This window comes from Pseudomonas sp. SCA2728.1_7 (genome assembly GCF_018138145.1).
Classification (GTDB): Bacteria; Pseudomonadota; Gammaproteobacteria; order Pseudomonadales; family Pseudomonadaceae; genus Aquipseudomonas; species Aquipseudomonas koreensis_A.
The window spans coordinates 3,396,173-3,422,096 of the sequence record NZ_CP073104.1 but is presented as its reverse complement, the minus strand read 5'-3'; the positions used below and the strand labels follow the sequence as shown (position 1 = coordinate 3,422,096).

At 60.8% G+C, this 25,924-nt stretch carries 24 protein-coding genes; 11 read left to right on the top strand and 13 right to left on the bottom strand.

Features of this window, described 5'->3' with window-relative positions; all coding sequences use genetic code 11:
- Window positions 1-76: 76 nt before the first annotated feature.
- The 11 genes from purD to gcbA form a co-directional block, all read right to left on the bottom strand.
- Window positions 77-1,372, bottom strand: coding sequence for a phosphoribosylamine--glycine ligase (gene purD / locus KBP52_RS15345; protein ID WP_123593096.1), 1,296 nt, complete (start codon window positions 1,370-1,372; stop codon window positions 77-79).
- A gap of 155 nt (window positions 1,373-1,527) precedes the next feature.
- Window positions 1,528-3,135 carry a bifunctional phosphoribosylaminoimidazolecarboxamide formyltransferase/IMP cyclohydrolase gene (gene purH / locus KBP52_RS15340; protein ID WP_212620488.1) on the bottom strand — a complete coding sequence of 536 codons (1,608 nt, stop codon included), beginning with the start codon at window positions 3,133-3,135 and terminating at the stop codon, window positions 1,528-1,530.
- A gap of 83 nt (window positions 3,136-3,218) precedes the next feature.
- Window positions 3,219-3,539, bottom strand: coding sequence for a DNA-binding transcriptional regulator Fis (gene fis / locus KBP52_RS15335; RefSeq protein WP_002555375.1), 321 nt, complete (start codon window positions 3,537-3,539; stop codon window positions 3,219-3,221).
- On the bottom strand, window positions 3,536-4,546 hold the full coding sequence (gene dusB / locus KBP52_RS15330) for a tRNA dihydrouridine synthase DusB (RefSeq protein WP_123593098.1): 1,011 nt from the start codon (window positions 4,544-4,546) through the stop codon (window positions 3,536-3,538). Before dusB ends, fis begins: the two co-directional genes overlap by 4 nt.
- Window positions 4,547-4,731: 185 nt before the next feature.
- The gene (locus KBP52_RS15325; protein ID WP_116031732.1) at window positions 4,732-6,000 is read right to left on the bottom strand and encodes a DUF3426 domain-containing protein; all 1,269 of its coding nucleotides are present in this window, start codon (window positions 5,998-6,000) and stop codon (window positions 4,732-4,734) included.
- A gap of 30 nt (window positions 6,001-6,030) precedes the next feature.
- Complete coding sequence (gene prmA / locus KBP52_RS15320) at window positions 6,031-6,909, bottom strand: 50S ribosomal protein L11 methyltransferase (protein WP_212620487.1); 879 nt, start codon at window positions 6,907-6,909, stop codon at window positions 6,031-6,033.
- 268 nt (window positions 6,910-7,177) lie between these two features.
- Window positions 7,178-8,536 (bottom strand): acetyl-CoA carboxylase biotin carboxylase subunit, encoded by a 1,359-nt coding sequence (accC, locus tag KBP52_RS15315; protein ID WP_077570780.1) that lies wholly within the window; start codon window positions 8,534-8,536, stop codon window positions 7,178-7,180.
- 17 nt (window positions 8,537-8,553) lie between these two features.
- On the bottom strand, window positions 8,554-9,015 hold the full coding sequence (accB, locus tag KBP52_RS15310; protein ID WP_116031728.1) for an acetyl-CoA carboxylase biotin carboxyl carrier protein: 462 nt from the start codon (window positions 9,013-9,015) through the stop codon (window positions 8,554-8,556).
- Between the two features lie 48 nt (window positions 9,016-9,063).
- A complete protein-coding gene (aroQ, locus tag KBP52_RS15305; RefSeq protein WP_007914604.1) occupies window positions 9,064-9,516 on the bottom strand; it encodes a type II 3-dehydroquinate dehydratase in 453 nt (150 codons plus the stop codon).
- Between the two features lie 241 nt (window positions 9,517-9,757).
- The gene (locus KBP52_RS15300) at window positions 9,758-11,704 is read right to left on the bottom strand and encodes a methyl-accepting chemotaxis protein (RefSeq protein WP_212620486.1); all 1,947 of its coding nucleotides are present in this window, start codon (window positions 11,702-11,704) and stop codon (window positions 9,758-9,760) included.
- A 51-nt stretch (window positions 11,705-11,755) separates the two neighbouring features.
- The gene (gene gcbA, locus KBP52_RS15295; RefSeq protein WP_127925682.1) at window positions 11,756-13,426 is read right to left on the bottom strand and encodes a diguanylate cyclase GcbA; all 1,671 of its coding nucleotides are present in this window, start codon (window positions 13,424-13,426) and stop codon (window positions 11,756-11,758) included.
- A 435-nt stretch (window positions 13,427-13,861) separates the two neighbouring features.
- Here gcbA and KBP52_RS15290 point away from each other — a divergent pair, with 435 nt between their 5' ends.
- The 7 genes from KBP52_RS15290 to KBP52_RS15260 all read left to right on the top strand — a co-directional run bounded on the left by KBP52_RS15290 (window position 13,862) and on the right by KBP52_RS15260 (window position 21,432).
- The gene (locus KBP52_RS15290; RefSeq protein WP_016984927.1) at window positions 13,862-14,929 is read left to right on the top strand and encodes a DUF2333 family protein; all 1,068 of its coding nucleotides are present in this window, start codon (window positions 13,862-13,864) and stop codon (window positions 14,927-14,929) included.
- Window positions 14,930-14,932: 3 nt separating this feature from the next.
- Window positions 14,933-15,490 carry an NUDIX hydrolase gene (locus KBP52_RS15285; protein WP_123593101.1) on the top strand — a complete coding sequence of 186 codons (558 nt, stop codon included), beginning with the start codon at window positions 14,933-14,935 and terminating at the stop codon, window positions 15,488-15,490.
- Window positions 15,491-15,678: 188 nt separating this feature from the next.
- Complete coding sequence (locus KBP52_RS15280; RefSeq protein ID WP_007914613.1) at window positions 15,679-16,050, top strand: translation initiation factor Sui1; 372 nt, start codon at window positions 15,679-15,681, stop codon at window positions 16,048-16,050.
- A 219-nt stretch (window positions 16,051-16,269) separates the two neighbouring features.
- Window positions 16,270-18,183 carry an arginine decarboxylase gene (gene speA / locus KBP52_RS15275; protein ID WP_034151560.1) on the top strand — a complete coding sequence of 638 codons (1,914 nt, stop codon included), beginning with the start codon at window positions 16,270-16,272 and terminating at the stop codon, window positions 18,181-18,183.
- A 233-nt stretch (window positions 18,184-18,416) separates the two neighbouring features.
- On the top strand, window positions 18,417-19,760 hold the full coding sequence (locus KBP52_RS15270; RefSeq protein ID WP_212620485.1) for a contractile injection system protein, VgrG/Pvc8 family: 1,344 nt from the start codon (window positions 18,417-18,419) through the stop codon (window positions 19,758-19,760).
- On the top strand, window positions 19,757-20,551 hold the full coding sequence (locus KBP52_RS15265) for a DUF4123 domain-containing protein (protein WP_077570793.1): 795 nt from the start codon (window positions 19,757-19,759) through the stop codon (window positions 20,549-20,551). The genes KBP52_RS15270 and KBP52_RS15265 overlap by 4 nt, the downstream gene beginning before the upstream one ends.
- A gap of 17 nt (window positions 20,552-20,568) precedes the next feature.
- On the top strand, window positions 20,569-21,432 hold the full coding sequence (locus KBP52_RS15260) for an alpha/beta hydrolase (protein ID WP_212620484.1): 864 nt from the start codon (window positions 20,569-20,571) through the stop codon (window positions 21,430-21,432).
- Here KBP52_RS15260 and KBP52_RS15255 read toward each other — a convergent pair.
- Entirely contained in the window at window positions 21,426-22,775 is a 1,350-nt protein-coding gene (locus KBP52_RS15255) for an MATE family efflux transporter (RefSeq protein WP_212620483.1), read from the bottom strand. The two genes, KBP52_RS15260 and KBP52_RS15255, sit on opposite strands and share 7 nt — an antisense overlap.
- A gap of 241 nt (window positions 22,776-23,016) precedes the next feature.
- Window positions 23,017-23,310 (bottom strand): hypothetical protein, encoded by a 294-nt coding sequence (locus tag KBP52_RS15250; protein WP_064388791.1) that lies wholly within the window; start codon window positions 23,308-23,310, stop codon window positions 23,017-23,019.
- A 235-nt stretch (window positions 23,311-23,545) separates the two neighbouring features.
- Here KBP52_RS15250 and KBP52_RS15245 point away from each other — a divergent pair, with 235 nt between their 5' ends.
- From KBP52_RS15245 to KBP52_RS15230, 4 genes are read left to right on the top strand one after another with little or no spacing between them, the layout of a single operon-like run.
- Window positions 23,546-23,848: a MazG-like family protein gene (locus tag KBP52_RS15245; RefSeq protein ID WP_007951009.1), complete on the top strand. Its 303-nt coding sequence runs from the start codon at window positions 23,546-23,548 to the stop codon at window positions 23,846-23,848.
- Window positions 23,848-24,597, top strand: a complete 750-nt coding sequence (locus tag KBP52_RS15240; protein ID WP_123593105.1) for a methyltransferase — start codon at window positions 23,848-23,850, stop codon at window positions 24,595-24,597. The genes KBP52_RS15245 and KBP52_RS15240 overlap by 1 nt, the downstream gene beginning before the upstream one ends.
- 12 nt (window positions 24,598-24,609) lie before the next feature.
- Complete coding sequence (locus tag KBP52_RS15235; RefSeq protein WP_123593106.1) at window positions 24,610-25,224, top strand: DUF4136 domain-containing protein; 615 nt, start codon at window positions 24,610-24,612, stop codon at window positions 25,222-25,224.
- 54 nt (window positions 25,225-25,278) lie between these two features.
- A complete protein-coding gene (locus tag KBP52_RS15230) occupies window positions 25,279-25,836 on the top strand; it encodes a DUF4136 domain-containing protein (RefSeq protein WP_212620482.1) in 558 nt (185 codons plus the stop codon).
- Window positions 25,837-25,924: the final 88 nt, after the last annotated feature.

The window sequence follows — 25,924 nt, the reverse complement described above, 5'->3', positions numbered from 1 at the left end:
TGCCAGAATATAACGATGCGCGGCGGCGGAACAGCCCGGCGAGGAACGGTATCCCTCGCCGGACTTGATCGACAGCTTATTCCTGGGTTTCGCCACGTTCACGGGCAATGGCGCGGTAGCCAATGTCCTTGCGGTAGAAGCAGCCTTCCCAGTCGATGGCGGCCGCCAGCTTGTAGGCTTGCTGCTGCGCTTCACCGACGCTGGCGCCCATTGCAGTGGCGCAGAGCACGCGACCACCGGCAGTGACAACCTGAGCGTCTTTCAGTGCGGTGCCGGCGTGGAAGACTTTGCCTTCCAGCTTCGCCGCAGCATCGAGACCGTTGATCGCGGCGCCCTTGGCGTAGTCGCCCGGGTAACCGCCAGCAGCCAGCACGATACCGACGCTCGGACGTGGATCCCACTGTGCTTCAATCTTGTCCAGCGCTTGCGCCAGAGCGGCTTCGACCAGCAGCACCAGGCTCGATTGCAGACGCAGCATCACCGGTTGGGTTTCCGGATCGCCGAAGCGGCAGTTGAACTCGATAACCTTCGGGTTACCGGCCTTGTCGATCATCAGACCGGCGTAAAGGAAACCGGTGTAGACATTGCCTTCATCGGCCATGCCGCGCACGGTCGGCCAGATAACCAGATCCATCACGCGCTGGTGCACGTCGGCGGTGACCACCGGGGCAGGGGAGTAGGCACCCATGCCGCCAGTGTTCGGACCGCTGTCGCCGTCGCCAACACGTTTGTGGTCCTGGCTGGTGGCCATCGGCAAAACGTTTTTGCCATCGACCATGACGATGAACGAAGCTTCTTCGCCGTCGAGGAATTCTTCGATGACCACACGCGAACCGGCGTCACCGAAAGCGTTGCCAGCGAGCATGTCACGCACGGCGTCTTCGGCTTCAGCCAGGGTCATGGCGACGATCACGCCTTTACCGGCGGCCAGGCCATCGGCCTTGATCACGATCGGTGCGCCTTTTTCACGCAGATAAGCCAGAGCCGGCTCGATCTCGGTGAAGTTCTGGTAGTCGGCGGTCGGGATCTTGTGGCGCGCGAGGAAATCCTTGGTGAAGGCTTTCGAACCTTCCAGCTGCGCAGCACCAGCGGTCGGGCCGAAGCAGTCCAGGCCACGGGAGCGGAACAGATCGACAACGCCAGCCACCAGTGGCACTTCCGGGCCGACGATGGTCAGGGAAACGTTTTTCTCGGCAAAGTCGGCCAGTTGCTCAAGGGCCAGCACGTCGATGGCGACGTTTTCGCACTTGGCTTCGATGGCGGTGCCAGCGTTGCCCGGTGCAACAAAAACCTTCTGCACACGCGGATCCTGAGCCACTTTCCAGGCCAGGGCGTGTTCACGGCCACCGCTGCCAATGATCAAAACATTCATTTCAAAAACCTCGGATGACGCTAATTCTGTTGAGCGCCGCAGGGACGCTTTTCTGTAGGAGTGAGCCTGCTCGCGATTGCGGTGTGTCAGTCACTGCAGCTTTGACTGATCAATGGCTATCGCGAGCAGGCTCACTCCTACATTGGAACGTGTTCTTAGTGACGGAAGTGGCGCATGCCGGTGAAGACCATCGCAATGCCAGCCTCATCGGCTGCAGCAATCACTTCCGCATCACGCATCGAGCCACCCGGCTGGATCACCGCAGTGATCCCAACCTTGGCCGCGTTATCCAGGCCGTCGCGGAACGGGAAGAACGCGTCGGAGGCCATCACCGAACCGGCGACTTGCAGACCGGCGTGCTCAGCCTTGATCGCGGCGATACGTGCCGAGTTTACGCGGCTCATCTGGCCAGCGCCGACACCGATGGTCTGACGGTTCTTGGCGTAGACGATGGCGTTGGACTTGACGTACTTGGCAACTTTCCAGGCGAAGATCAGGTCATGGATTTCCTGTTCGGTCGGCGCACGTTTGGTCACGACTTTCAGGTCATCGGCGCTGATCATGCCGATGTCGCGGCTCTGCACCAGCAGACCGCCGTTAACGCGCTTGTAGTCCCACGCAGCGGCGCGGTCAGCCGACCACTCGCCGCAGGCCAGCAGGCGCACGTTGGCTTTGGCTGCGACAATGGCGCGAGCTTCTTCGCTGACGCTCGGGGCGATGATCACTTCAACGAACTGACGCTCGACGATCGCTTTCGCGGTCTCGGCATCCAGTTCGCGGTTGAAGGCGATGATGCCGCCGAATGCCGATTCAGTGTCAGTCGCGTAAGCCAGTTCGTAGGCCTGACGGATACCGCCTTCAGCGTCCGGGCTGACTGCCACGCCGCACGGGTTGGCGTGCTTGACGATCACGCAGGCTGGCTTGACGAAGCTTTTCACGCATTCCAGTGCGGCGTCAGTGTCAGCCACGTTGTTGTACGAGAGTTCTTTGCCTTGCAGTTGGGTCGCGGTGGCGATGCCGACTTCGGCAGGTTTGGCTTCCACGTAGAACGCCGCGCTCTGGTGCGGGTTCTCGCCGTAGCGCATTTCCTGAGCCTTGATGAACTGGCTGTTGAAGGTGCGCGGGAATTCGCTGCGGCCTTCGGTGCTCAGGGTTTCAGCGGCCTTGTTCACGGTGCCCATGTAGTTGGCGATCATGCCGTCGTAGGCAGCAGTGTGTTCGAACGCCTTGAGCATCAGGTCGAAACGCTGGGCGTAGGTCAGGCCACCGGCCTTGAGGCCTTCGAGGACACCGGCGTAGTCGCTGGCATTCACCACGATCGCTACGTCTTTATGGTTTTTCGCTGCCGAACGGACCATGGTCGGGCCGCCGATGTCGATGTTCTCGATAGCGGTCGGCAGGTCGCAGCCTGGCTTGTTGATGGTGGCTTCGAACGGATAGAGGTTAACGGCGACCAGATCGATCGGCTTGATGCCGTGCTCGCTCATGATCGCGTCGTCGATACCGCGACGACCGAGGATGCCGCCGTGGATTTTCGGGTGCAGGGTTTTCACCCGACCGTCCATCATCTCGGCGAAACCGGTGTAATCCGCGACTTCCACTGCGGCAACACCGTTGTCGCGCAGCAGCTTGAACGTCCCGCCGGTGGAGAGGATCTCGACGCCCAGAGCTTCTAGCTCCTTGGCGAATTCGAGGATCCCGGTCTTGTCGGAAACGCTGATCAAGGCGCGGCGGATCGGCAGGCGGGTAGTCTGGTCGGTCATCTCAATTTCCATCAAAAGCAAAGGAAGTCAGCAAAAAAGGCGACCGTTTTTTACGCGGGCGCCTTTCTGGTTTGATTGAATGCTTACAGCAGATCGTACTGCTTGAGTTTCTTGCGCAGCGTGCCGCGGTTAAGTCCCAGCAGCTCACTGGCCTTGGTCTGGTTGCCCTTGACGTAGTTCATCACGCTTTCGAGCAGGGGAGCCTCGACTTCGGAGAGCACCAGGTTGTACACATCCGTGACGGACGCGCCCTCAAGGTGGGCGAAATAATTGTGCAGCGCCTTCTCGACACTCCCGCGAAGGGTCTGACCTTCTTCGCTCGGGGTATTGAGGTGCTGTTTCAAATTCACGTTGTCGCTCACGGGTGTTGTTCCACTCACTAAAGTCTCGGTCATCATCGTCATGCGGCCACCCCTTCTTCGTCCCCTGTCAGGCTCTTGTAACGCTCGGCGAAGAACTCCCGAACGTTGGCGCATTGTGTTTCCGTACCATCCAAACGATTGAAGTGGGCGCGAAACTCCCTGGCGCCCGGCAAGGTTGCGAGATACCAGCCCACATGCTTGCGCGCAATGCGCACACCCATCACATCCCCATAGAAAGCGTGAAGGGCGGCCAGATGCTCTAGCAGTATGCGTTCCACCTCGATCAGCTCCGGCGCCGGCAATTTCTCGCCGGTACGCAGGAAGTGTTCGATCTCGCGAAAAATCCATGGCCGCCCTTGGGCGGCGCGGCCTACCAACAGGCCATCGGCACCGGTTGCGTCAAGCACGTAACGGGCCTTTTCCGGCGAATCGATATCGCCATTGGCAAACACCGGGATCGACACCGCCTGCTTGATCGCGGCAATCGTGTCGTACTCGGCTTCACCCTTGTACAGATCGGCGCGCGTGCGGCCATGCACTGCCAGCGCGGAGATCCCGGCCTGCTCGGCGATCTTCGCCACGGTCAGACCGTTCTTGTTGTCGCGATCCCAACCGGTGCGGATCTTCAGGGTGACCGGCACATCAACCGCAGCCACAACGGCCTGCAGGATCTCGGTGACCAGTGCTTCATCTTTCAACAACGCGGAACCGGCGGCCTTGTTGCAGACCTTCTTTGCCGGGCAACCCATGTTGATATCAATAATCTGTGCGCCCAGTTCGACGTTGGCCCGGGCTGCATCCGCCAGCATCTGTGCATCACCACCGGCAATCTGTACCGAGCGTGGCTCGGGATCGCCTTCGTGGATCATGCGCATGCGCGACTTGCGGGTGTTCCACAGGCTCATGTCACTGGTGACCATTTCCGAGACTACAAGCCCTGCGCCCAAACGCTTGCACAGCTGACGAAAGGGCTGATCGGTGACGCCCGCCATCGGGGCGAGAATCAAGCCGTTCTGCAATGTGTATGGGCCGATGCGTACCGCCGACATAGGACTTCCCTGAGGTGGGGCCGGATCATGAGAGTTCGAAAAAGGGTTGGCATGATACCCGCTCTCGATGACTGGATAAAGGCTGAATTGAACAAAATCTGAACAGTTATTCTGTTATCGCCACCGGTTTGGTTGTGCGTGACAAAGTCAGAAAACCGCCGTCAATTCGAAAGCGATGAAGCGCGTCACTCGGGCGAGTGGAAACTCAGGCTGTAATTCACCGCTTTCGGGCCTGGATCGAGAATATCCAGCGCGATGTGGATCGGCGTCTGCGGCGGCATTTCCGCCAGGCCTTCGAGGTCTCCTCTCAGGTATTCGCCGGGTTTGAAGCGACGACTGGCGATCAGGTGGCCGTTGAGGTCGGCGAAGCGCAGCTCCAACAATGGAAATGGCTGGGAGAACGTCGCACGGTTGTAAATGATTGCATCGACCACCAGCGCACCGTTGAACTCCGGATGGCTGCGCACCACCAGATTGCTGCTCTTGATTCGGGCGATGTCCACTTTGGACGGCACCGTGCAGCCGATCTGCGGGCAGATTTGCTGGAACCACGGGCGGTATTGATCCTGTCGGGCCAGTTCATCGAAGTGATAAGAGATGTACTGCGCAGCCAGCCCACCTGCCGCCAGCAAGACCAGCACCAGCCAAAGCAAGCGACGACCCCACGGCGAGCGGCGTTTCTGCCAGTCCAGTTGCAGCGGGTCGTCGGTCAGGTCCTGCAGAACTTCGGCGCGTACGCCGGGTTCTGCGCGCTCGCGCTTTTTGCGCAGCGGCTCAATCGATGGCAAATCGTCGTCATCGGGTTTGTCATTGGCCGACAAGCGTTCGCGGCGGGCATTGGGGTCGATCGGGTCGTGCAGGCGCAGGTGCGGGATCGCTGGCTCGTCATCCAGATCCACCGGTTCCAGCGACAGCGAAGGCTCGGTGCGCTCGGATTTGACCGTTTCAATGTCGTCGATCGGCGGCTCGTCGTCCGGCTCAGGCAGCCGCTCGTCGGCAGGTTCGCTGAACAGACTGCCTGGCCATGCCGCGTCATCCGGCTCCGGGCTGTCGCGACGGGCACTCAGGGAGTCTTCGCGCGCGCGTCCGAGTTCGGTGGCGGGCTGGATTTCCCGTTGTTCGAGACGTGCGAGCTCTTCGTCCAGATCGAGGCTGTCGAGATCAAGCGCCGAGGCGCTCCACTGCTTTTGGCTGATGGCGCGCGGCTCGGGCTGCTCGATGGTGGGCGGTGGCTCGAAAGCCGACGGCGCTTCGTCCGGCAGCGCAACCATGGGCGGCGCAACCGGCGTCACCGCGTCCTTGCCGGCGTGTTGTTCCAGCAGCTGTTTGGCCGCGTTGAACACTTGCAGGCAGGAGCCGCAGCGAACCACCCCGCGGGCCACGCTCAATTGAGCATGGCTGACACGGAAACTGGTTTGGCAATGCGGGCACTGGGTGACGAAACTGTCGGTCATGCGGCGATCCGGTTTATGCAGGCGGACATATTAGCGCCGACGGCCGGTGATGCGCACCCAGCCATCGCGATTAGCGATCGGGTCGAGGTCGAAGTCCTGAGCGTAAGCAGCAGCCACTTCGTCACCCTGTTCGGCGAGGATGCCCGACAGCGCCAGACGGCCACCGGATTTCACCAGGCTGGAGAGTTGCGGCGCCAGCGAAACCAGCGGGCCGGCGAGAATATTGGCGACCAGCACATCGGCTTGAACCTGCGGCAGATCTTCCGGCAGGTACAGCGGGAACAGTGCTTCAGCGATGTTGTTGCGCCCGGCGTTGTCGCGCGAGGCTTCCAGCGCCTGCACGTCGATGTCGGTGCCGACCGCTTCTTTCGCACCGAGCAGCAGGGCTGCAATCGCCAGAATCCCCGAGCCGCAGCCGAAATCCAGCACGTTGCAGTCTTTCAGATCCTGACCGTCGAGCCATTCCAGGCACAGGGCGGTGGTCGGGTGGGTGCCGGTACCGAAGGCCAGGCCCGGATCCAGCAGCAAGTTGACCGCATCAGGTTCCGGCGCGGCGTGCCAGCTCGGCACGATCCACAGGCGCTGGCCGAAACGCATCGGCTCAAAACCGTCCATCCAGCTGCGTTCCCAGTCCTGATCTTCGATGACTTCGCTGTGATGCTCAGGCAGCGGGCTGCCGGTCAGCAGTTCCAGATGGGCCAGAACCGGTGCCGGTTCGGTGCCGCCTTCGAACAGCGCCAGCAGGTGCGTGTGTGGCCACAGCGGGGTGGTGTTGAGTTCCGGCTCGAAGATTGGCTGATCTTCAGCGTCCATGAAGGTCACCGACACGGCGCCCACTTCAAGGAAAGCGTCTTCGTAGGTTTCGGCTTGTTCCGGGCTGATGGCGAGACGTACTTGCAGCCAAGGCATGGCGGGCACCTTTGAAAAATATTGATTGCAGCCTAGCGGCCGGCGAGAAGCGCGCAAGTTTACGCGAGCGCAGGCGGTTTGTGGGAGCTGGATTTGTAGCGCCAATCCGTTGTAGGAGTGAGCCTGCTCGCGATGGCGATGTTGCCGTCAACATAAATGCTGAATGTGCCAGCCTCATCGCGAGCAGGCTCACTCCTACAGGGTTTTGTGAAATCTGCAGAAACAACAAAGCCGCCCGAAGGCGGCTTTGTCTGGTGCGGGCTGAAGCTTAGTGCTTCTCGCCAGCCAGCTTGTGCTCGAGGTAGTGAATGTTCACACCACCCTTGCAGAAGCCTTCGTCGCGAACCAGATCACGGTGCAGCGGGATGTTGGTCTTGATCCCGTCCACCACGATTTCGTCCAGGGCATTGCGCATGCGGGCCATGGCTTCGTCGCGGGTCGCGCCGTAAGTGATCAGCTTGCCGATCAGCGAGTCGTAGTTCGGTGGCACGGCATAGCCACTGTACAGGTGCGAGTCGACGCGAACGCCGTTGCCGCCTGGAGCGTGGAAATGCTTGACCGTACCCGGGCTCGGCATGAAGGTTTTCGGGTCTTCAGCGTTGATCCGGCATTCCAGCGAGTGACCACGGATCACCACATCATCCTGCGTGAACGACAGTTTGTTGCCAGCGGCGATGCTGAGCATCTCCTTGACGATGTCGATACCGGTGACCATTTCCGAAACCGGGTGCTCCACCTGAACACGGGTGTTCATTTCGATGAAGTAGAAACGACCGTTCTCGTACAGGAACTCGAAAGTGCCGGCGCCGCGGTAACCGATGTCGATGCACGCCTTGACGCAGCGAGCCAGTACTTCTTCGCGAGCCTTCTCGTCGATGCCCGGTGCCGGCGCTTCTTCGAGAACTTTCTGGTGACGACGTTGCAGCGAGCAATCGCGGTCGCCCAGATGGATCGCATGACCCTGGCCGTCGGACAGAACCTGCACTTCCACGTGACGTGGATTGGTCAGGAATTTTTCCAGATAGACCATCGGGTTGCCGAACGCCGCGCCAGCTTCGGTGCGGGTCAGTTTGGCGAAGGCGATCAGGTCTTCTTCCTTGTGCACCACGCGCATGCCGCGACCACCGCCGCCGCCAGCGGCTTTGATGATCACCGGGTAGCCGACTTCGCGACCGATGCGCAGCGCCGTTTCTTCGTCTTCCGGCAACGGGCCGTCAGAACCTGGAACGGTCGGTACGCCCGCTTCGATCATCGCGTGCTTGGCCGAGACCTTGTCGCCCATCAGGCGAATGGTGTCGGCTTTCGGGCCGATGAAGGCGAAGCCGGAGTTCTCGACCTGCTCGGCAAAATCGGCGTTTTCCGCGAGGAAACCGTAGCCTGGGTGAATGGCGGTAGCGCCAGTCACTTCAGCAGCCGCGATGATGGCCGGGATGTGCAGGTAAGAGTGCGCGGCAGAAGCCGGGCCGATGCAGACGGATTCGTCTGCCAGACCCAGGTGCATCAGCTCTTTGTCGGCCTTGGAGTAAACGGCGACGGTCTTGATGCCCATCTCTTTGCAGGCACGCAGAATCCGCAGGGCGATCTCACCGCGGTTAGCGATCAGAACTTTTTCCAACTTCGCAGTCATCAAAGGCTCTCCGCAGTTCAAACGATGGTGAACAGCGGTTGGTCGTACTCAACCGGCTGGCCGTCTTCGACGAGGATGGACTCGATCACACCGCTGGTTTCAGCTTCGATGTGGTTCATCATCTTCATGGCTTCGACGATGCACAGAGTGTCGCCTTTCTTCACGGTCTGGCCAACTTCAACGAAGGACGGCGAGGTTGGCGAAGATTTACGGTAGAAGGTGCCGACCATCGGCGAACGGGCAACAGTGCCGTTCAGCGCTGGGGCAGCAGCGGCAACCGGGGCTGCAGCAGCAACCGGAGCAGCAGCGGCAGGTGCAGCGACCGGTGCTTGCATCGGCGCCGGTGCGTAGTACTGCTGAGCCGGGGTCTTGCTGTGACGGCTGATGCGTACGGACTCTTCGCCTTCCTTGATCTCGAGCTCGTCGATGCCGGACTCTTCCAGCAATTCGATCAGTTTCTTAACTTTACGGATATCCATGAATCATCAACTCCCAAGGGTCGGTCAGGGGCGCTTAACGCTTGTAGTTCAAGTCGTTGCCTGTGTTTCAAGCTGTTCTAGTGCAGCCTCCAGGGCCAGTCGGTAACCGCTGGCGCCAAGGCCGCAGATCACTCCCACCGCTACGTCGGAGAAGTAAGAGTGATGGCGGAAAGGTTCGCGTTTGTGCACGTTGGACAAATGCACTTCGATGAATGGGATGCTCACTCCCAGCAACGCGTCACGTAATGCGACACTTGTGTGCGTAAAAGCTGCTGGATTGATCAGAATGAAATCGACGCCTTCGCCGCGCGCGGCGTGGATGCGGTCGATCAATTCGTACTCGGCATTGCTTTGCAGATACAGCAGATGATGGCCGGCTTCACGGGCGCGGCGCTCCAGATCCTGATTGATCTGCGCCAGGGTCGTTGAACCGTAAGTGCCGGGTTCGCGGGTGCCGAGCAGGTTCAGGTTGGGGCCGTGCAGCACCAGTAGGGTTGCCATCTGCGTAGTCCTTGTTATGAATGAGCAATCGTCAGAACCCGGCGACTATGCCGCAAAGACTTTGTGACTGTCCAGTTCTATGCAATAGCCAGCACGATGGCCGATGTTTGCGCGAAATATGTGACCAAGTGACTGGATCCGGTCATTTGCGGTGACGGGGCGGGCCTCTTCGCGAGCAGGCTCGCTCCCACATTGAAATATGTACCCCTGTGGGAGCGAGCCTGCTCGCGAAGGCGGTCTATCAGACGCGAAATGCCTGAACAGCTGTATGCAATTGCCCGCCCAATACCAGCAGATTCTCCCCCTGCTCACGCCCACGACCGATACGCACCAGATTATCCCCGCCCAACTGATGAATCCGCTCACTGTGATCGCGGATCTCGCTGACCGCGCCACTCTGTTGCGCAGTGACATCGGCGATGCGGATCGCCGTGTCGGAAATGGTCTGGATCGCGCCGACGATTTTATCCAGCGCACCGTCCGCCGCTTGCGCCTGATTGGCGGTGGCTTCGGCGTGTTCGACCTGCGCGCGCATGCCTTCGACCGATTGACGAGCAGCGGTTTGCAGGCCGGCGATCAGCGTCTGAATCTCGGCTGTCGCGCCTGCGGTGCGTTGTGCCAGTGAGCGCACTTCTTCGGCCACTACGGCGAAACCCCGACCCATTTCCCCGGCACGCGCCGCTTCGATCGCCGCGTTCAGCGCCAGCAGGTTGGTTTGATCGGCAATCGAGCGAATCACCGTCAATACGCCACCAATGGTCGCCGACTCCTCGGCCAGGTGTTCGATCATCTGCGCGTTGCCTTGTACTTCACCGACCAACGCGTGCAGGCCGGTGAGGCTTTGGCCAATGACCGTCTGCCCATGCTCGACGGCCAGTCCGGCATGGCGGCTGGCATCCGCTGCCTGCTGTGCGTCACCGGCCACTTGCTGGATTGTCGCTTCAAGTTCGCCGAGGGAATCACGGATCAGCGCGGTGTCGCCAGCCTGATGTTCGGCGCCGCTGTGCAAGTCGTTGCTCAGCTCGGCGAGGGTACGGCTGCTGCCCGCGACTTGTTCGGCATTGCCGCGAATGGTCCCGACCAGATCCACCAGATAGGCGCGCAAGCGATTCAAAGAGGCTTCGATGTCGTGCAGTTCACGGTTGGTTTTGCCCAGGTGAATATCGCGGCTGAAATCGCCTTCTGCCCAGGTCGACAGCGCAGGCGCGAGATTGGTCAGCGTACGGGCCAGTCGGCGTTGCAAGGTGTCGATCAATAGCGCGATCAGCAGAATCAAACCGATCATCACGCCCTGCATCAGTCGCACTTCGCCCTGAATCTGTCCGTGCTGGGCGCGCACCACCGGCTCAAGCCCGGCGATGGCTTGCTGTACGGCGGCGATTTTCTGGTGAGTGGCAGTGCTCAGGTCGGTGCGTTTCTGAATCTGATCGCGGGTGCGCTCAAGCTCCGCCGGATAACGTCCGAGCAAGCTGTTGAGTTCGCGCTTGAGGCCGACGCCAGCATCTTGCGCGACAGTTTTTTCCGTGTTTTCGATGCCCATCATCGCCGCGAAATCGTCGCTGCCCGATTCACTCTTGGCCACAACGCCGAGCAAGGGCAGGGCATCAATCACTTGAGCCTGCGAGCGGATATTGGTGACTTCGCGCTCAACATCGGCGGCTAGCTCACTGCGCCCGCTGCTGACCAGTTTGTCCCGCGCCAGCGACAGTTTGCCCAAGTGCTGCGCAGCGGCGAGCAGCGGTGCCAGATAAGCCGCGTTACCGTTGGCGTAAGTGCTGAGCTGATCGAGGCTGGCGCTCAATTCGCGCTCGGCCTGCAACAGCAAGGCCTGCGGATCACCGGCCAGTTTGCCGGCCGCGAGCAGGTCGGTTTTGCTGAATTCTTCCAGCCCCGTCAAGCTCGGGCGCAGGGTGTCGGCCAGCGCCGGGGGCAATTCACCGAGGTCTTCGCGCAAACCGTCGATGGCCTGGCCGGCGCTGCTCAGGCGCAGGGCATCGCCACTGCCGAGGTAGTCCTCGACGTTGCGCGCCACCTCGTTTTGAAATTGCTGCGACAACCCCAGATACCGCTCCATCAACAGATACGGGCGTTCGAGGGCTTTTTGTGACCACCACAGCGTGGCGCCGAGTGCGAGGCACACGGCGACCAGCAGCAGCGTATTGAGATTGGTGAGCAACTTCAGGCGCATGACGGCTACCAACGGCAGAAATGGTAAGTGCCTGAATTTATTTCGGTTCTGTTACAGGGTTATGACCGAATCAGTGGAATCCGATGAAAAAGTGGCACTTTGCTTTGACTCGCGCGCAGTCTGCACGCGATTGCGCCCGGCACCCTTGGCGCGGTACAGCGCCTCATCGGCCTGGCTGGCCATCATCAGGCTGTCGCAGTCGTCGTGCATTTCCACCACGCCGGCACTGAAGGTGCACCACAAATCCTGCGGCTGCGCCGGGTAATGGATTTCGGCGAAACGCTGGCGGATTTCGTCGAGCACTTTATGCGCGGCTTCTATATCGGTGTCGGGCATGACGATGGCGAACTCTTCACCGCCGTAGCGGCCGATGAAGTCGGTTTTGCGCAAACGCTGTTTGAGAAACAACGCCAGGCTTTTGATCACCCGGTCGCCCATTGGGTGGCCGTGGCTGTCGTTGACCCGTTTGAAGTGGTCGATGTCGAGCATGGCAAAGCTCAGCGGCTTGTTCTCGCGGCGGGCGCGGAACGAGCAGTCTTCGAGCAATTGCAGAATGTGCGTGTGGTTGTACAGACCGGTGAGGCTGTCGCGGACCATCCGTGCCTTGAGATTGCGTGCGCGGGCGGCGCGGTTGCGCACGGTGGTGATCAGGTGACGCGGCTTGATCGGTTTGGTCAGGAAGTCATCGCCGCCCTCGCTCATGGCGTCGAGCTGCTTGTCCAGATCGTCTTCGGCCGACAGGTAAATGATCGGCACGCTGACATAGCGGTCGTTGTGGCGGATCACCTTGGCCAGTTCGGTACCGGTGCAGGCCGGCATGTACATGTCGAGGATGATCAGGTCGGGCTGGAAATCCGCCAGTTCGGCCATCGCCTGAATCGGTTCGATCAAGGTGCGGGTGACGATGCCGGCGCTGTTGAGCAGGCGCTCGGTGTGCAATGCCTGCGCACGCGAGTCGTCGATGATCAACACTTTATAAGGCTCGTACTGCGCGACGCAGGTGAGGACTTCGATCTTTTCCAGCAGGCTCGACGCTTCGAGGGTGCCGGTGAGAAATTCCTGGCCACCGGCACGCACCGCCGCGAGACGGGTCGGCGTGTCGGTTTCATGCAGGCTGAAGAACAGCAGCGGCAGTGGCTCCTCGAGCCCGACCTGGGCTTCGGCGGCGAGTTTCAGGCCGATGCCGGCGCCGCTGAAATCCACGTCCATGACGATAGCTGCCGGCAGGCGCTCGACCATCGAGGAGCGAAAGGCCGAAACACTGTCCAGCGCCTGTGCGCTCAGACCGAAGAATTCAAGTTGTTTGGCCAGCCGTTCGGCGCGGTCGTGATCCTGCAGCATCACGTAGATCGGTTTGCGCAGTGGCGGCAGGAAGGTCTGGTCGAGCTGATCGCCATGGCGCAGGCCGGTGCGCGACAAGCGCTGCATCAAGCGATTGAGGTCAGTGATCAGGCCACTGCTGAGGCGGCCGCGGTTGGCGTCTACCGCTTCCAGCGACTGGCTGATGTGGCGCGCGAGTTGAGTGTGTTCCGGCTGTTCGAAGCGCTCGGCAAAACGCAGCAGGCGCAGGTTGGCCTCGCTCAGTTCGGCGAGGTCGACAGTGGACCACTCACTGCGTTGCAGGCGCTGCCATATCTCAAGAATCTGACGTGCCTGATGAATTACCCGCTGGGCAAAGTGGTGCTTGAGACGCTCACGGCTGGGGTCTTCTGGCTCGGTCATATCCTGACTACTAGTTAGGCTGCATGCTGAGATCGACTGGTGGCTCTATGCTAGCACCTCTTTTCCCTTACACGAGTGTCGTACGTCAATAATCTGCAATGCGTCACCATTCAGTTTCTGACCGAGCGGTTTTGTTTTCGACCTTGTCGTCGCTCAAACCCCCATGGTACGGGCAGTCCCTGATTGATCAGGGCGATATGGATGAGTTGTCAGGCGTAATTTCATGCGCGCGATGAATGAGCTTTGCAAGGGTTTTCAATAGCCTGCCATTCGAATCGCTGAGGCGCGGGCATCGGGGATTCCCTTAGTCAGCGTCGAAGCGTCATTCGCCCACATGATTTGCGGCTTATCGTTACGCGCGGGTGCCCGGCTCTGGCACGTTGTTGTATGGTTGTGGTCGAACCGTTGAACCCAAGTGATTGAAAGGATATCGCCATGCTGGACTGGAAAAACCGCGCGGGCAGCGCGCCTGAACGAGCCGCCGAGCCCAAGTCGGCCACCCGCAGCTATGTTGGCGGGCTGCTGTTCAGCCGTGCCCTGGCCACGCTGATCGGCATTTATCTGTTGGTGACCATTGGCCTGGGCTGGTACTGGAGCCAGGAGCCGGCGCTGTTTCCGGTCGCACAAAACGCCCAGGTGGCTGCCGAGAAAGAAGGCAAGCAGATGGTGATCGGCTACACCACGGTTGAAACCCTGAAGACCGTTGCCGGCACCTTGCTCAACAAGCCGGGCGGCTACATCTCCAATGACCGCTTCCCGCCAGGTCTGTGGATGGACAACACGCCGAGTTGGGAATACGGCGTACTGGTGCAGGTGCGTGACTTGACCCGCGCTCTGCGCAAAGATTTTGCCCGTTCGCAATCGCAGTCGGCGGAAGATGCCGATCTGGCCAAGGCCGAACCGCGCTTCAACTTCGACAACAAGAGCTGGATCCTGCCGTCGAGTGAGTCGGAGTACCAGGAAGGTATCAATTCGTTGAGCCGCTATCAGGCGCGCCTGTCTGATCCAACCCAGAAAAACGCGCTGTTCTATGCCCGCGCCGACAACCTGAACAACTGGCTCGGCGATGTCGGCACCCGTCTCGGCTCGCTGTCGCAACGCCTGTCGGCCAGTGTTGGCCGGGTCAAACTCAACACTGCACTGAAAACCGAAGTGCCGGCCATCGGCGAAGTGCCGCAGGTTGACGAGGAAGTTGTCGAGACTCCGTGGATGCAGATCGACAACGTGTTCTACGAAGCACGCGGTCAGGCCTGGGCACTCTCGCACCTGTTGCGCGCCATCGAAGTCGACTTCGCCGATGTCCTGGCGAAGAAGAACGCCACCGTCAGCGTGCGTCAGATCATCCGTGAACTGGAAGCCTCGCAGGAACCGGTCTGGAGTCCTATGATTCTTAACGGCAGTGGCTTCGGCGTGCTGGCCAACCACTCGCTGGTCATGGCCAACTATATTTCCCGTGCCAACGCTGCTGTGATCGATTTGCGTCAACTGCTCAATCAGGGCTGATACATGAGCCAGAACGCCAAAGAGGCGGCCCATCGCGCCGCCTCGGATGCTGAACAGATCGCCTGGGTCGACGAGCAGGACAACCTGCTCGGCGCTCTCGTGCGCGCCGATTTACGCGAGCGCGGGCTGATCGGCCGTGGCACGTACATCATGTTGTTCAATTCCGCCGGTGACCTTTGCGTGCACCGGCGCACGTTGAGCAAGGCAATTTACCCGGGTTACTGGGATGTCGCGGCAGGCGGCATGGTGCAGGCCGATGAGACTTACGCCGAGTCGGCGGCCCGAGAGCTGGAAGAAGAGTTGGGTGTCAGCGGCGTCGAGTTGACGGCCCATGACCATTTCTACTTCGAGGACACCGGCAATCGCCTGTGGTGTTCGGCGTTTTCCGCTGTATGGGACGGTCCGCTCAAACTGCAGCCGGAAGAAGTCCTCGAAGCACGCTTTATTCCGGTCGAGCAGGTCATGCAGGAAATCGAGCAAAAGCCTTATTGCCCGGACTCTCTGGCCGCGTTGAAGCGCTATCTGAAGGCGCAGCAAAGCGACGTCGCAAAGAACACATGAATTGGCGCCGATTGGCACTTAGCAAGTCGCATTTTTGCCGTTACACTGCGCGACCTTTTCAAGCTGCACCGTCCTGCTTTTATTGAAGCATCCGGTGCAGTAGCGCTGCCCCTGCCTGAGTGGGGCTTCGCGGTCGCTGACCTTGCCCAAGGTTGCGATCAGTCTTTGTCCTCCCAAGAGGATTGCCGGTGGCCAAAAAAGCCGCATCCTTCGCCGCCTTAGGTGGCCTGGTATTTTCCACCGACGCAGGTCGTCATTGCCCGGAATGCAGCAAGCCGGTGGACGCCTGTATCTGCAAACAAACCGTGATCCCGGCCGGCGACGGCATTGCCCGCGTGCGACGCGAGAGCAAGGGCCGTGGCGGCAAGACGGTGACCACCATCACCGGCGTGCCTCTGGCCGAAGACGCGCTCAAAGAGTTGGCGACAACGTTGAAGAAACGTTGCGGCACCGGCGGGGCGTTGAAAGACGGCATCATCGAAATCCAGGGCGATCATGTCGAGCTACTCTTGGCTGAGCTGATCAAGCACGGTTTCAAAGCGAAAAAGTCCGGCGGCTAGCAGCCTCTGTGAAACCCACCTGCGGCTTGATCCGGCGCTGAAGCAGTTCAGATCCGGCGTCGCCTCCATGGTTTTCACAGAGCCTGTTCATGACCGGTTTCTAAACTCCACGCAGTCAGTGCGGTCTACCGCCGCGCTGACGAACCGTCATTTTCATACTTTAGACTGCGCCGGCCTGCGATCAGGCGACGCACTATGACTTCTTTATAGGGGACTTCGATGTCCGTACGACGCACACGCAAAGACGATGGCAGCCAATGGACAGTTGCGGACAGCCGCAGTGTTTACGGGATTCGCCATTGGGGGGCCGGGTATTTCGCGATCAATGACGCCGGTCGCGTCGAAGTTCGTCCGAACGGCCCGAGCAGCTCGCCTATCGACCTGTTCGAGCAAGTCGACCAACTGCGCAAAAGCGGTTTGTCCTTGCCGTTGCTGGTTCGCTTCCCCGACATCCTGCAAGACCGTGTACGCCAGTTGACCGGCGCTTTCGATGCGAACATCGAGCGCCTGGAATACCAGAGCAAGTACACCGCGCTGTACCCGATCAAGGTTAACCAGCAAGAAGCGGTGATCGAGAACATCATCGCCACCCAGGACGTCTCCATCGGCCTGGAAGCCGGTTCCAAGCCTGAGCTGCTGGCCGTGCTGGCACTGGCGCCGAAGGGCGGCACCATCGTTTGCAACGGTTACAAGGACCGTGAGTTCATCCGTCTGGCGCTGATGGGCCAGAAGCTTGGCCATAACGTCTTCATCGTCATCGAGAAAGAATCCGAAGTCGGTCTGGTGATCGAAGAAGCCGCCTCGCTGAAGGTCAAGCCACAGGTCGGCCTGCGCGTGCGTCTGTCGTCGCTGGCGTCGTCGAAGTGGGCAGACACCGGTGGCGAGAAATCCAAGTTCGGTCTGTCGGCGGCGCAACTGCTGTCGGTGGTCGAGCGCTTCCGCGCCGCTGGCCTGGATCAAGGCATTCGTCTGCTGCACTTCCACATGGGTTCGCAGATTGCCAACCTCGCTGACTATCAGCACGGCTTCAAAGAAGCGATCCGTTACTACGGCGAGCTGCGCAACCTCGGTCTGCCGGTCGATCACATCGACGTCGGTGGCGGTCTGGGTGTCGACTACGACGGCACGCACTCGCGCAACGCCAGTTCGATCAACTACGACATGGACGATTACGCCGGTGTCGTGGTCGGCATGCTCAAGGAATTCTGCGACGCGCAGGCCCTGCCGCATCCGCACATCTTCTCCGAAAGCGGCCGTTCGCTGACCGCACACCACGCCATGCTGGTGGTGCAGGTGACCGACGTCGAGAAACACAACGACGAGATCCCGCAGATCGAAAACAAGGAGTCGCTGCCGGAAACCGTGCAATGGCTGGTTGACCTGCTCGGCCCGACCGACATTGAAATGGTCACCGAAACCTACTGGCGCGCCACCCACTACATGAGCGACGTGGCCGCGCAGTACGCCGACGGCAAACTGACCCTGGCCGAAAAAGCCTTGGCCGAGCAGTGCTACTTCGCTGTTTGCCGTCGCCTGCACAACTCGCTGAAAGCCCGTCAGCGTTCGCACCGTCAGGTGCTCGACGAGCTCAACGACAAGCTGGCCGACAAGTACATCTGCAACTTCTCGGTATTCCAGAGCCTGCCGGACACTTGGGCGATCGATCAGGTCCTGCCGATCATCCCGCTGCACCGTCTCGACGAAGAGCCGTTGCGCCGCGCGGTGCTGCAAGACCTGACCTGCGACTCCGACGGCAAGATCAACCAGTACGTCGACGAGCAGAGCATCGAAACCAGCCTGCCGGTACACGGTTTGAACGAAGGCGAAGACTACCTGCTGGGCGTGTTCCTGGTCGGCGCCTATCAGGAAATCCTTGGTGACATGCACAACCTGTTCGGTGACACCGACTCGGTGAACATCTACCAGAACGCCGATGGCAGCGTGTACCACGCTGGCATCGAGACCCACGACACCATCGAAGACATGCTGCGTTACGTGCACTTGTCGCCGGAAGAACTGATGACTCACTACCGCGACAAGTGCGCCAGTGCCCGCATCAGTGCCAGTGAGCGCACGCAATTTCTCGATGCCTTGCGTCTGGGCCTGACCCGCTCCTCCTACCTGTCTTCCTGAGGCCAGGTGGCGATCTCGCCGGGTTGTGTGAATTTTTCCTGTAGGTGGCGGAAAATTCGCATGACCCGGTGGGATATCTCCCAATATCTTTGCGAAAGGCTTGGCATTCCCGGCCAGAAAAGTCATCCGGTCTGCTTTTCGCGTAGGTCATTTCCTAAGTTGTACTTCAGCTCTCTACTCGGCCATGGCTCTCGGCGAGAATCCCCGGCCGCCCCTCCTGTAGAGATCCGCCCATGTTCGAACCAGTCAACGAGTCGTCGTTTCGTCTCGATGTAGCGGGCCTGTCCGACCCCTTCGAAGTCCTGGCCTTTACCGGTAGCGAAGCCCTCAGCGAATCCTTTGCGTTCGAGATCGATGTGTTGATCGACGATCCGCACCTGGATCTCGCCGGCCTGCTGTACCGTTCGGCGTTCCTCTGTTTCGGGCCGTCGGGGGAGGGCGTGCACGGGCAACTGCTGAGCCTTGTCCAGCATGAGCACGGACAAGGCTTGCAGTTGAGCCGGATTCGTCTGGGGCCGAAGCTGGGTTGCCTCGCGCTGCGCTTCAGTCAGCGCATCTTCAGTGGTCGTTCGGTGCCGCAGATCATCGAGCAAGTGCTCAGGGAGCACGGGATCGTCGGTGCTCAGCGCCGTTTCCAATTGCATGGCAACTACCCGGCCCGGACGTTCTGCACGCAATACCGCGAGTCCGATCTGCAACTGGTCCAGCGCTTGTGTGCGCAGGCGCGGATTCACTATTACTTTGAACATGACCGCGACCGGCATTGCCTGGTCTTTGCCGATGATCCGGCGCAGTTGCCATTGGCAGGTGCCGTGCGTTATCGGTGCGAAGACAACGCCGACGGTTCTGCGGCCTTGCACCAGTGGCAATTGCAAAGCACAACTGCGGCCAATGCATCAGCTGTGCATCGCGCGGAAGGTCGCAGTGATCTGGCAGCGTTGCGCAGCGGCCATTGGCTGCGGGTGACTGGGCACCCCTTCGCCGAATGCAATCGCCCATGGTTGCTGACACGCATTGAGCATCGCGCCGATCCATCCCACGAACCGCCGTACGCCAACCGACTGTTCGGCGCGGTGCAGGTACCGTGTGCCTCGGCCAAAGCGCTATCGCGCCTGCGCATGCACAGCCTGCAACGCGCCTGGGTGGTGGCGGTCGATGAACCACAACCCGACCGCTTGCGCCCGGTGGCGGTGCAATTCGACTGGCTGTATCAAGGCGAAGGGGCGGCGCCGAGTCACTGTTGGCTGCCGCTCGCGCCATCTCTGGCACAGGCGCCCATGGCCGCGCTGAGCGATGGGGTCGAGGTGGTGGTGAGCTTTTTCGAGGGCGATCCGGATCAACCGATGATCAGCGGTGTGCTGCAGCCGCCCATCGCCGCCGACAGCGACTGCAACGAGGTCCCGGCGTTGCCACTGCCCGACAGTCTGGTCAGTGACGGCCTGCAGCAACGGCTGATGTCGGGTGAGCCTTTGCTGCTGTTGTGCCTGATCCCTGGCGGCGGCAGTTTCAACCATTGCTCCCAGTCGGTGTGCAGTTGTCGACTGGTCACCGCGCTTGAACAGAGCGGCGCAACATGAGTGGCGCGATACTCGAGTCCATGGCGCAGTGGCTGTTGCTCGATGGCCCGGATGCACCGCAGGCCTTGCTGATCTTGCGCCGGGCGTTTGCCGACGTGCAGTGCTTCAATCTGTTCGATGGCACTGAGTTCGAACCGGTCAGCGAGCACGGCCCGGTGCTGATCGATTTGCGCGATTGCCCGGCATTGGCCGCGTTGTGTCACAGCGACCCGAACACCTGGCGCGGGTTGCTGCTGGGTAGTGAGGTCTGTGCTCAACGGTTGCTGAGCCACTTGCAACGCATGCTCACGGTGTCGTTCGGCTTGAGTCATCGGGCCTTGCTCAGCTATTACAACCGACAGACTGCGAGCTATTTTTTCGACGCCTGCGACGCCGCTGAGTTGAGCCGCTGGCTCGGGCCGATCCGTCAGATGCGCTGGTTCGGCGGGACCTGGGCCGACCGTGCAATTGGCAGTCAGGGCTGGCAGCAGTTGCGCAATCCGGGGCTTGCCGTCGAACCGCTGAGCATCGAAGAGAGCCTGACCCGACGCCAGCGCGAACGCTTGCAAACCTGCCTTCTGGAGCAACATGTCTGGCGCTGGTGCCAATCGCTGGGAACCGATTACGCGACGATGTCCTCCCATGTTCAACAAGGCCTGGCGTTGGGATTCAGCGACCGCACCGTGCTCGATGGCTGGTTATGGCTACGCTTGCTGCATCCGCGTGCCGTGCTGGTGCCACCGCCGGTGGGTCTGACCCAGCAACAGCGGCTTGACCATGTACGACGGCAGTGGCACGGCGATCAGTCCTGAAGCGAGGTTCGGCGCGTATGGCAGGTTTATTCCGGCATGGGTTGGGCATCGTGTTGCTGCTGGTGTTGAGCGGTTGCTCGCCTGTGCAGTTACTCAATGCGCTGACCCCGGACAGTACCTACGACAAAACCGTGGGCATCGCTTATGGCGACGACCCTCGGCAGAAGCTCGATGTGTATGTACCGCATCGGCCGATGCCCGGCGCGCCGGTGGTGGTGTTTTTCTATGGCGGTAGCTGGAACAGCGGTTCGCGCGTCGACTACCGCTTTGTCGGCGAAGCGCTGGCGTCGCGGGGAATTGTCACGGTGGTGGCGGATTATCGCTTGTATCCGCAGGTGCGCTATCCGCTGTTTTTGCAGGACGGCGCGCGGGCGGTGGCGTGGGCCAAAGCGCATATCCGCGAGTTTTCCGGCAACCCGCAGCGCTTGTATGTGATGGGGCACAGCTCTGGCGGATATAACGCGGCGATGCTTGCGCTGGATGGTGAGTGGCTCGCGGCGGTGGGCATGTCGCCACGGGACTTGCAGGGCTGGATCGGTCTGGCCGGGCCTTATGACTTTCTGCCAATCAAGAATCCCGAGGTGCGCCCGGTGTTTTTCTGGCCGGACTCGCCGCCGCAATCGCAGCCGATCAACCATGTCAGTCGCGGCGCACCGCCGGCTCTGCTGATTGCTGCAAGCAAAGATGATCTGGTCAACCCGACGCGCAACACCGGTGGTCTTGCGAGCAAACTCCGCGCGGCCGGGGTGCCGGTGCAGGATTTGTATTACTCGCGGCCCAATCACATTACGTTGGTGGCAACCTTGTCACGACCATTGCGGCAACTGGCGCCGGTGCTCGATCAAGTCGTCGGGTTTATCGCGCACACGCCGGCTCAGTGAACGCCGCCACTGAACCAGCCATCGTTGCGCTTCAGCCACCAGGCTTGCGCACCGAGGGTCAGGCTGCGCAGCACCATGAACAGCAGAAAAGATATCCACAGCCCGTGATTGCCGAAACCTTGCAGCGCCCAGGCGAACGGCAGCAGCAAAACCACGGTGATCAGCATGCCGTTGCGCATTTCCCGCGCGCGGGTGGCGCCGATGAACAGGCCGTCGAGCAGGTAGCTCCAGACCGCAATCAGCGGCAGTACAGCGAGGTAGGGCAGATAGACGAACGCGGTATCGCGCACGCTCTGGATGTCGGTCTGCATCTCGATGAACAGGTGCCCGGCCAGCAGAAACAGGCTGGCGAAACCGAGGCTGGCGATCAGCGACCAGCCGCCCGCCACCACCAGCGAGCGACGCAGGGCCAGACGATCACGGGCGCCGATGGCGTGTCCGCACAAGGCCTCGACGGCATGGGCCAGACCGTCCAGCGCATGTGCGGTCAGCAGCAAGCCATTGAGCAGCAGCGCGTTGGCGGCCACCGTCGAATCACCCAGCCGCGCGCCTTGCACGGTGATCAGGAAAAACACCGATTGCAGCGCCAGGCTGCGGATGAAGATATCGCGGTTGACGGCCAGCAACGGACGCCAGCTCTGCCAGATTTTCAACGCCGCCCAGACGATGTGCCCCGGGTACGCCCGCAACGCCTTGCGAGTCAGCAGCAGGCCGAGCAGGGCGCCGCTCCATTCGGCGATCACCGAGGCCCGCGCCGATCCGACCACGCCCCAGTCCAGGCTGATGACGAACCACAGATTGAGGACGATGTTGATCAGGTTGGTGCTCAGCAGAATCGCCAGCGGCGCCCGGGCGTTTTGTGTACCGAGGAACCAGCCGACCAGCGCATAACTGGCCAGCGCCGCTGGCAGGCCGAACAACCGCGTGTGGAAAAAATCACGAGTGAGCTGATCCAGCTCCGCCGACGGTTGCATGAAGTGCAGCGCAACCCCACTCAGCGGCACACCCAACGTGCCAAGCACCAGTGCCAGTCCCATCGCCAGCAGCAGGCCCTGCAACAGAATCTGCCGTAACGCCGCGCCGTCGCTGCGCCCGGCAGCCTGAGCGGCGAATCCGGTGGTGCCCATGCGCAGAAAACCCATGGCCCAGGCGAGAAAGGTGTACAGGCTGGCACCGACCGCCACCGCGCCCAATTGATGGGCGTGGGGCAAGTGGCCAATGACAGTGCTGTCGACCAGCGCCACCAGCGGTACGGAAATATTCGAAAGAATCATGGGCGCGGCGAGTGCCCAGACCTTGCGGTGAGTCGGGCGGTCGCGCCAGTCGGCGATCAGAGTGGACATGCGGGCTCCTTAGGGGAGCGGGGATTGTAACGATTCATGGAGGATTTGCTGTGCCTGTCAGAAGCAACCCCCTCACCCCAGCCCTCTCCCCCAAGGGGGCGAGGGGGAAAGGGAGCCGATCTTCATGCTGTCAGAAGCTTCGGTTCGACTCGGTATCTCAGGTCGGTGTACATCTCGAAAACACCCCGGTCAGTCCCCTCTCCCTCCGGGAGAGGGCTAGGGTGAGGGGCTTTTATAAGGCCTAATGAATAATCCAGCTAAGCAACCACAATCCCAGCAACAACCAGATGATCCCGGCAATGATCGAGGCATTCATGAACGCCCGGATCGCCGACCACAACAACATCAGGCCAACGATCAGCGCGATGATGCTGATGATCGAGGTGTCCATGCCCAGCGTCTTCGCCAGCCCGTCGACAAAGTTGCCGCCGGCATTGCTCAGAATGTTGAACAAGCCACTGAGGCCATCGACGATAAAGCGGATGATCGAACCGAGCGCCTGCCCGAGCCATTCGAAAAAGCTTTCTACCTGCATGTGTGCATCCTGATGAAAGAGCTGAGCCTTGGGCCACAACGCGGGTGGCCGAGTTCCCTGCATGATAGAAGGTTTGCACCGCCCTTGTAGGAGTGAGCCTGCTCGCGATAGCGGTGTGTCAGTCAACGATGATGTTGAATGTAATGGCGTCATCGCGAGCAGGCTCACTCCTACAGGGTTTACGCTTGCCTTCAAGTCGTATCCCCCCGAAGCTATACGCCTTCAGGAGAGCCCGATGAACCTTGTTGAACTGACCGAACGCCTGCACGCCATTCGCGACCGCAATGACTGGCGGCAATTTCACAGCCCGAAAAACCTCGCCATGGCGGCTAGCGTCGAGATGTCCGAACTGGTGGAAATCTTCCAGTGGCTGACCGAAGACCAGTCGCGCCAGTTACCCGCTGACAAACTCGCTCATGCAGGGCAAGAAGTTGGCGATATCGTCCTGTATCTGTTGCTGCTGTGCAGCGAGTTGGGGCTGGACATGAATGAAGTGGTGCGCAGCAAGCTCGCCGACAGCGAACGGCGGTTCAGCTGATGAGCGACCGGCATTTCGATCAGTTGGCGACGCGGTTCGCCGAAAAAATCTACGGTGGCGCCAAAGGTGCGATCCGTCTCGCGGTGTTGCAGGCTGACCTGTCCGAAGCGCTGCCGGATCGCCCGTTGCGGGTGCTCGACATTGGCGGCGGCCTCGGCCATATGTCGCTGTGGCTGGCCGAGCGCGGCCACGACGTGACCTTCACCGAACCGGCCGCACCGATGCTCGAAGGCGCGCGCCAGCGTTTCGCTGAAGCCGGGCAAACCGCGACGTTCATTCAGGCGCCGTGGCAGGAACTGCTCGGGCAACTCACCGAGCCTTACGATCTGGTGATCTGCCACGCCGTGCTGGAATGGCTCGCCGAACCCCACGCGATCCTGCCGGTACTGCATCAACTGACCAAACCCGGTGGCTGGTTGTCGCTGGCGTTCTACAACCGCGATGCGCTGATCTATCGCAACCTGCTCAAAGGCCATTTCAAGAAAATGCGCAAGAACGTCATGGCCGGCGAAAAGCAGAGCCTGACCCCGCAGCAGCCGCTCGATCCAAGGGAATTGGCAACGCAACTCGACGGCCTGTGGCAGGTCGAAAGCCAGAGTGGGATCCGGGTTTTCCACGACTACATGCCGGTGGAATTCCAGGCCCGCGCTGAACTTGTGGATTTGCTTGAGATGGAGCTCGCTCACCGTCGTCACCCAAGCTTCGCCGGGCTTGGGCGCTATTTGCACTGGATCTGCCGGCCGATCTGATCGGAGCGCGACATGAAAGCTCAATCCGGGTTACTGCTGATGTGTCTGGGGTTGGCTGCTTGCCAGAGCAGCAACCCCTACGTGGCGCAATCGCGGCCCTTGCCGCCGGCGCCGCCACAGGCCGCCACCACCTTCGATCGCAGCGCGTACCCGGCGCCGCCGCGCGATTATGGGCGTTATCGCAGTTGGGCGTGGCTCAACGGGCAACTGCCACCGGGCACGGCGTGGGCTGATTCGGCGCAAGTGGCCGAAGCGGTGAGCAATGCGCTGGACCAACGCGGTTTGCGCCCGTTGCACGACCATCGCCCGGCCGACCTGCTGGTCAGCGCCAATCTAAGACTGGAAACCCGTTTGCGTCAGGTTCAGGACGACTACGGTTATTACGGCGGCGGATATGGCGGCTATGATCATTATGGTCGCGGTTACGGCATGTACAACACGGTGCCGATCGTGCGTACGTATTCCGAGCAGGTCGTGGTGGTGCAGGTCGATCTGTTTGATGCAGGCACTGGGCAACCGGTCTGGAGTGCCAGTGCCGAAACCGCGAACAAGGGCAGCGAAATCGATCGCACCGATTCGATCCGCGAGGCTGTGGAAAAGGCCATGTCGGCGTATCCTCCCAGTTAGCTTCCTGCCAATCAGAAGCTGCCGCAGGTTCATGTCTTCAATCGGAGAAAAACCATGTTCCGCCGTCTCGCTCTACTGGTCTTGGCCACACTGCTCAGTGCCTGCGCCGCCAACCAGGTCAATCATGACTTCGACGCCAGCCGCGATTTTGCCGCCTATCGCAGCTGGAGCTGGAAAGACCCCGCCCTGCAATATCGCCCCGATGATCCGCGAATCAAAAGCGACCTGACCGAGCAACGCATCCGCCAGGCCGTCGCCGATCAACTCGACCAGCGCGGTCTGCGCCCGGCCACTGCGGGCGCCAAGGGCGACCTGAATGTGCAGACTTACCTGATCGTCGAGGATCGCCAGCAGCAAGTGACGACCAATTACGGCGGCGGTTGGGGTGGCCCGTGGAACGGCTACTGGGGCGCGCCGATGTACAACGAAACGCGCAACATCACCTACAAGGTCGCAACCATCCAGATCGACCTGCTCGACGGCAAGGACGGCAAACTGGTGTGGCGCGGCAGTGATGAGCAGATGCTCTCCAGCAAACCGAATCCGCAGGATCGCAGCAACGCCATCCGCGAGACGGTCACGCGGATTCTGGCCAACTATCCACCGCGCTGAATCCGTTAAAAGGTGGGGGCTGTTGAGCTCCCATTTTTTTGTTTCACCCTGAATTCCAATGTGGGAGCGAGCCCGCTCGCGAAAGCAG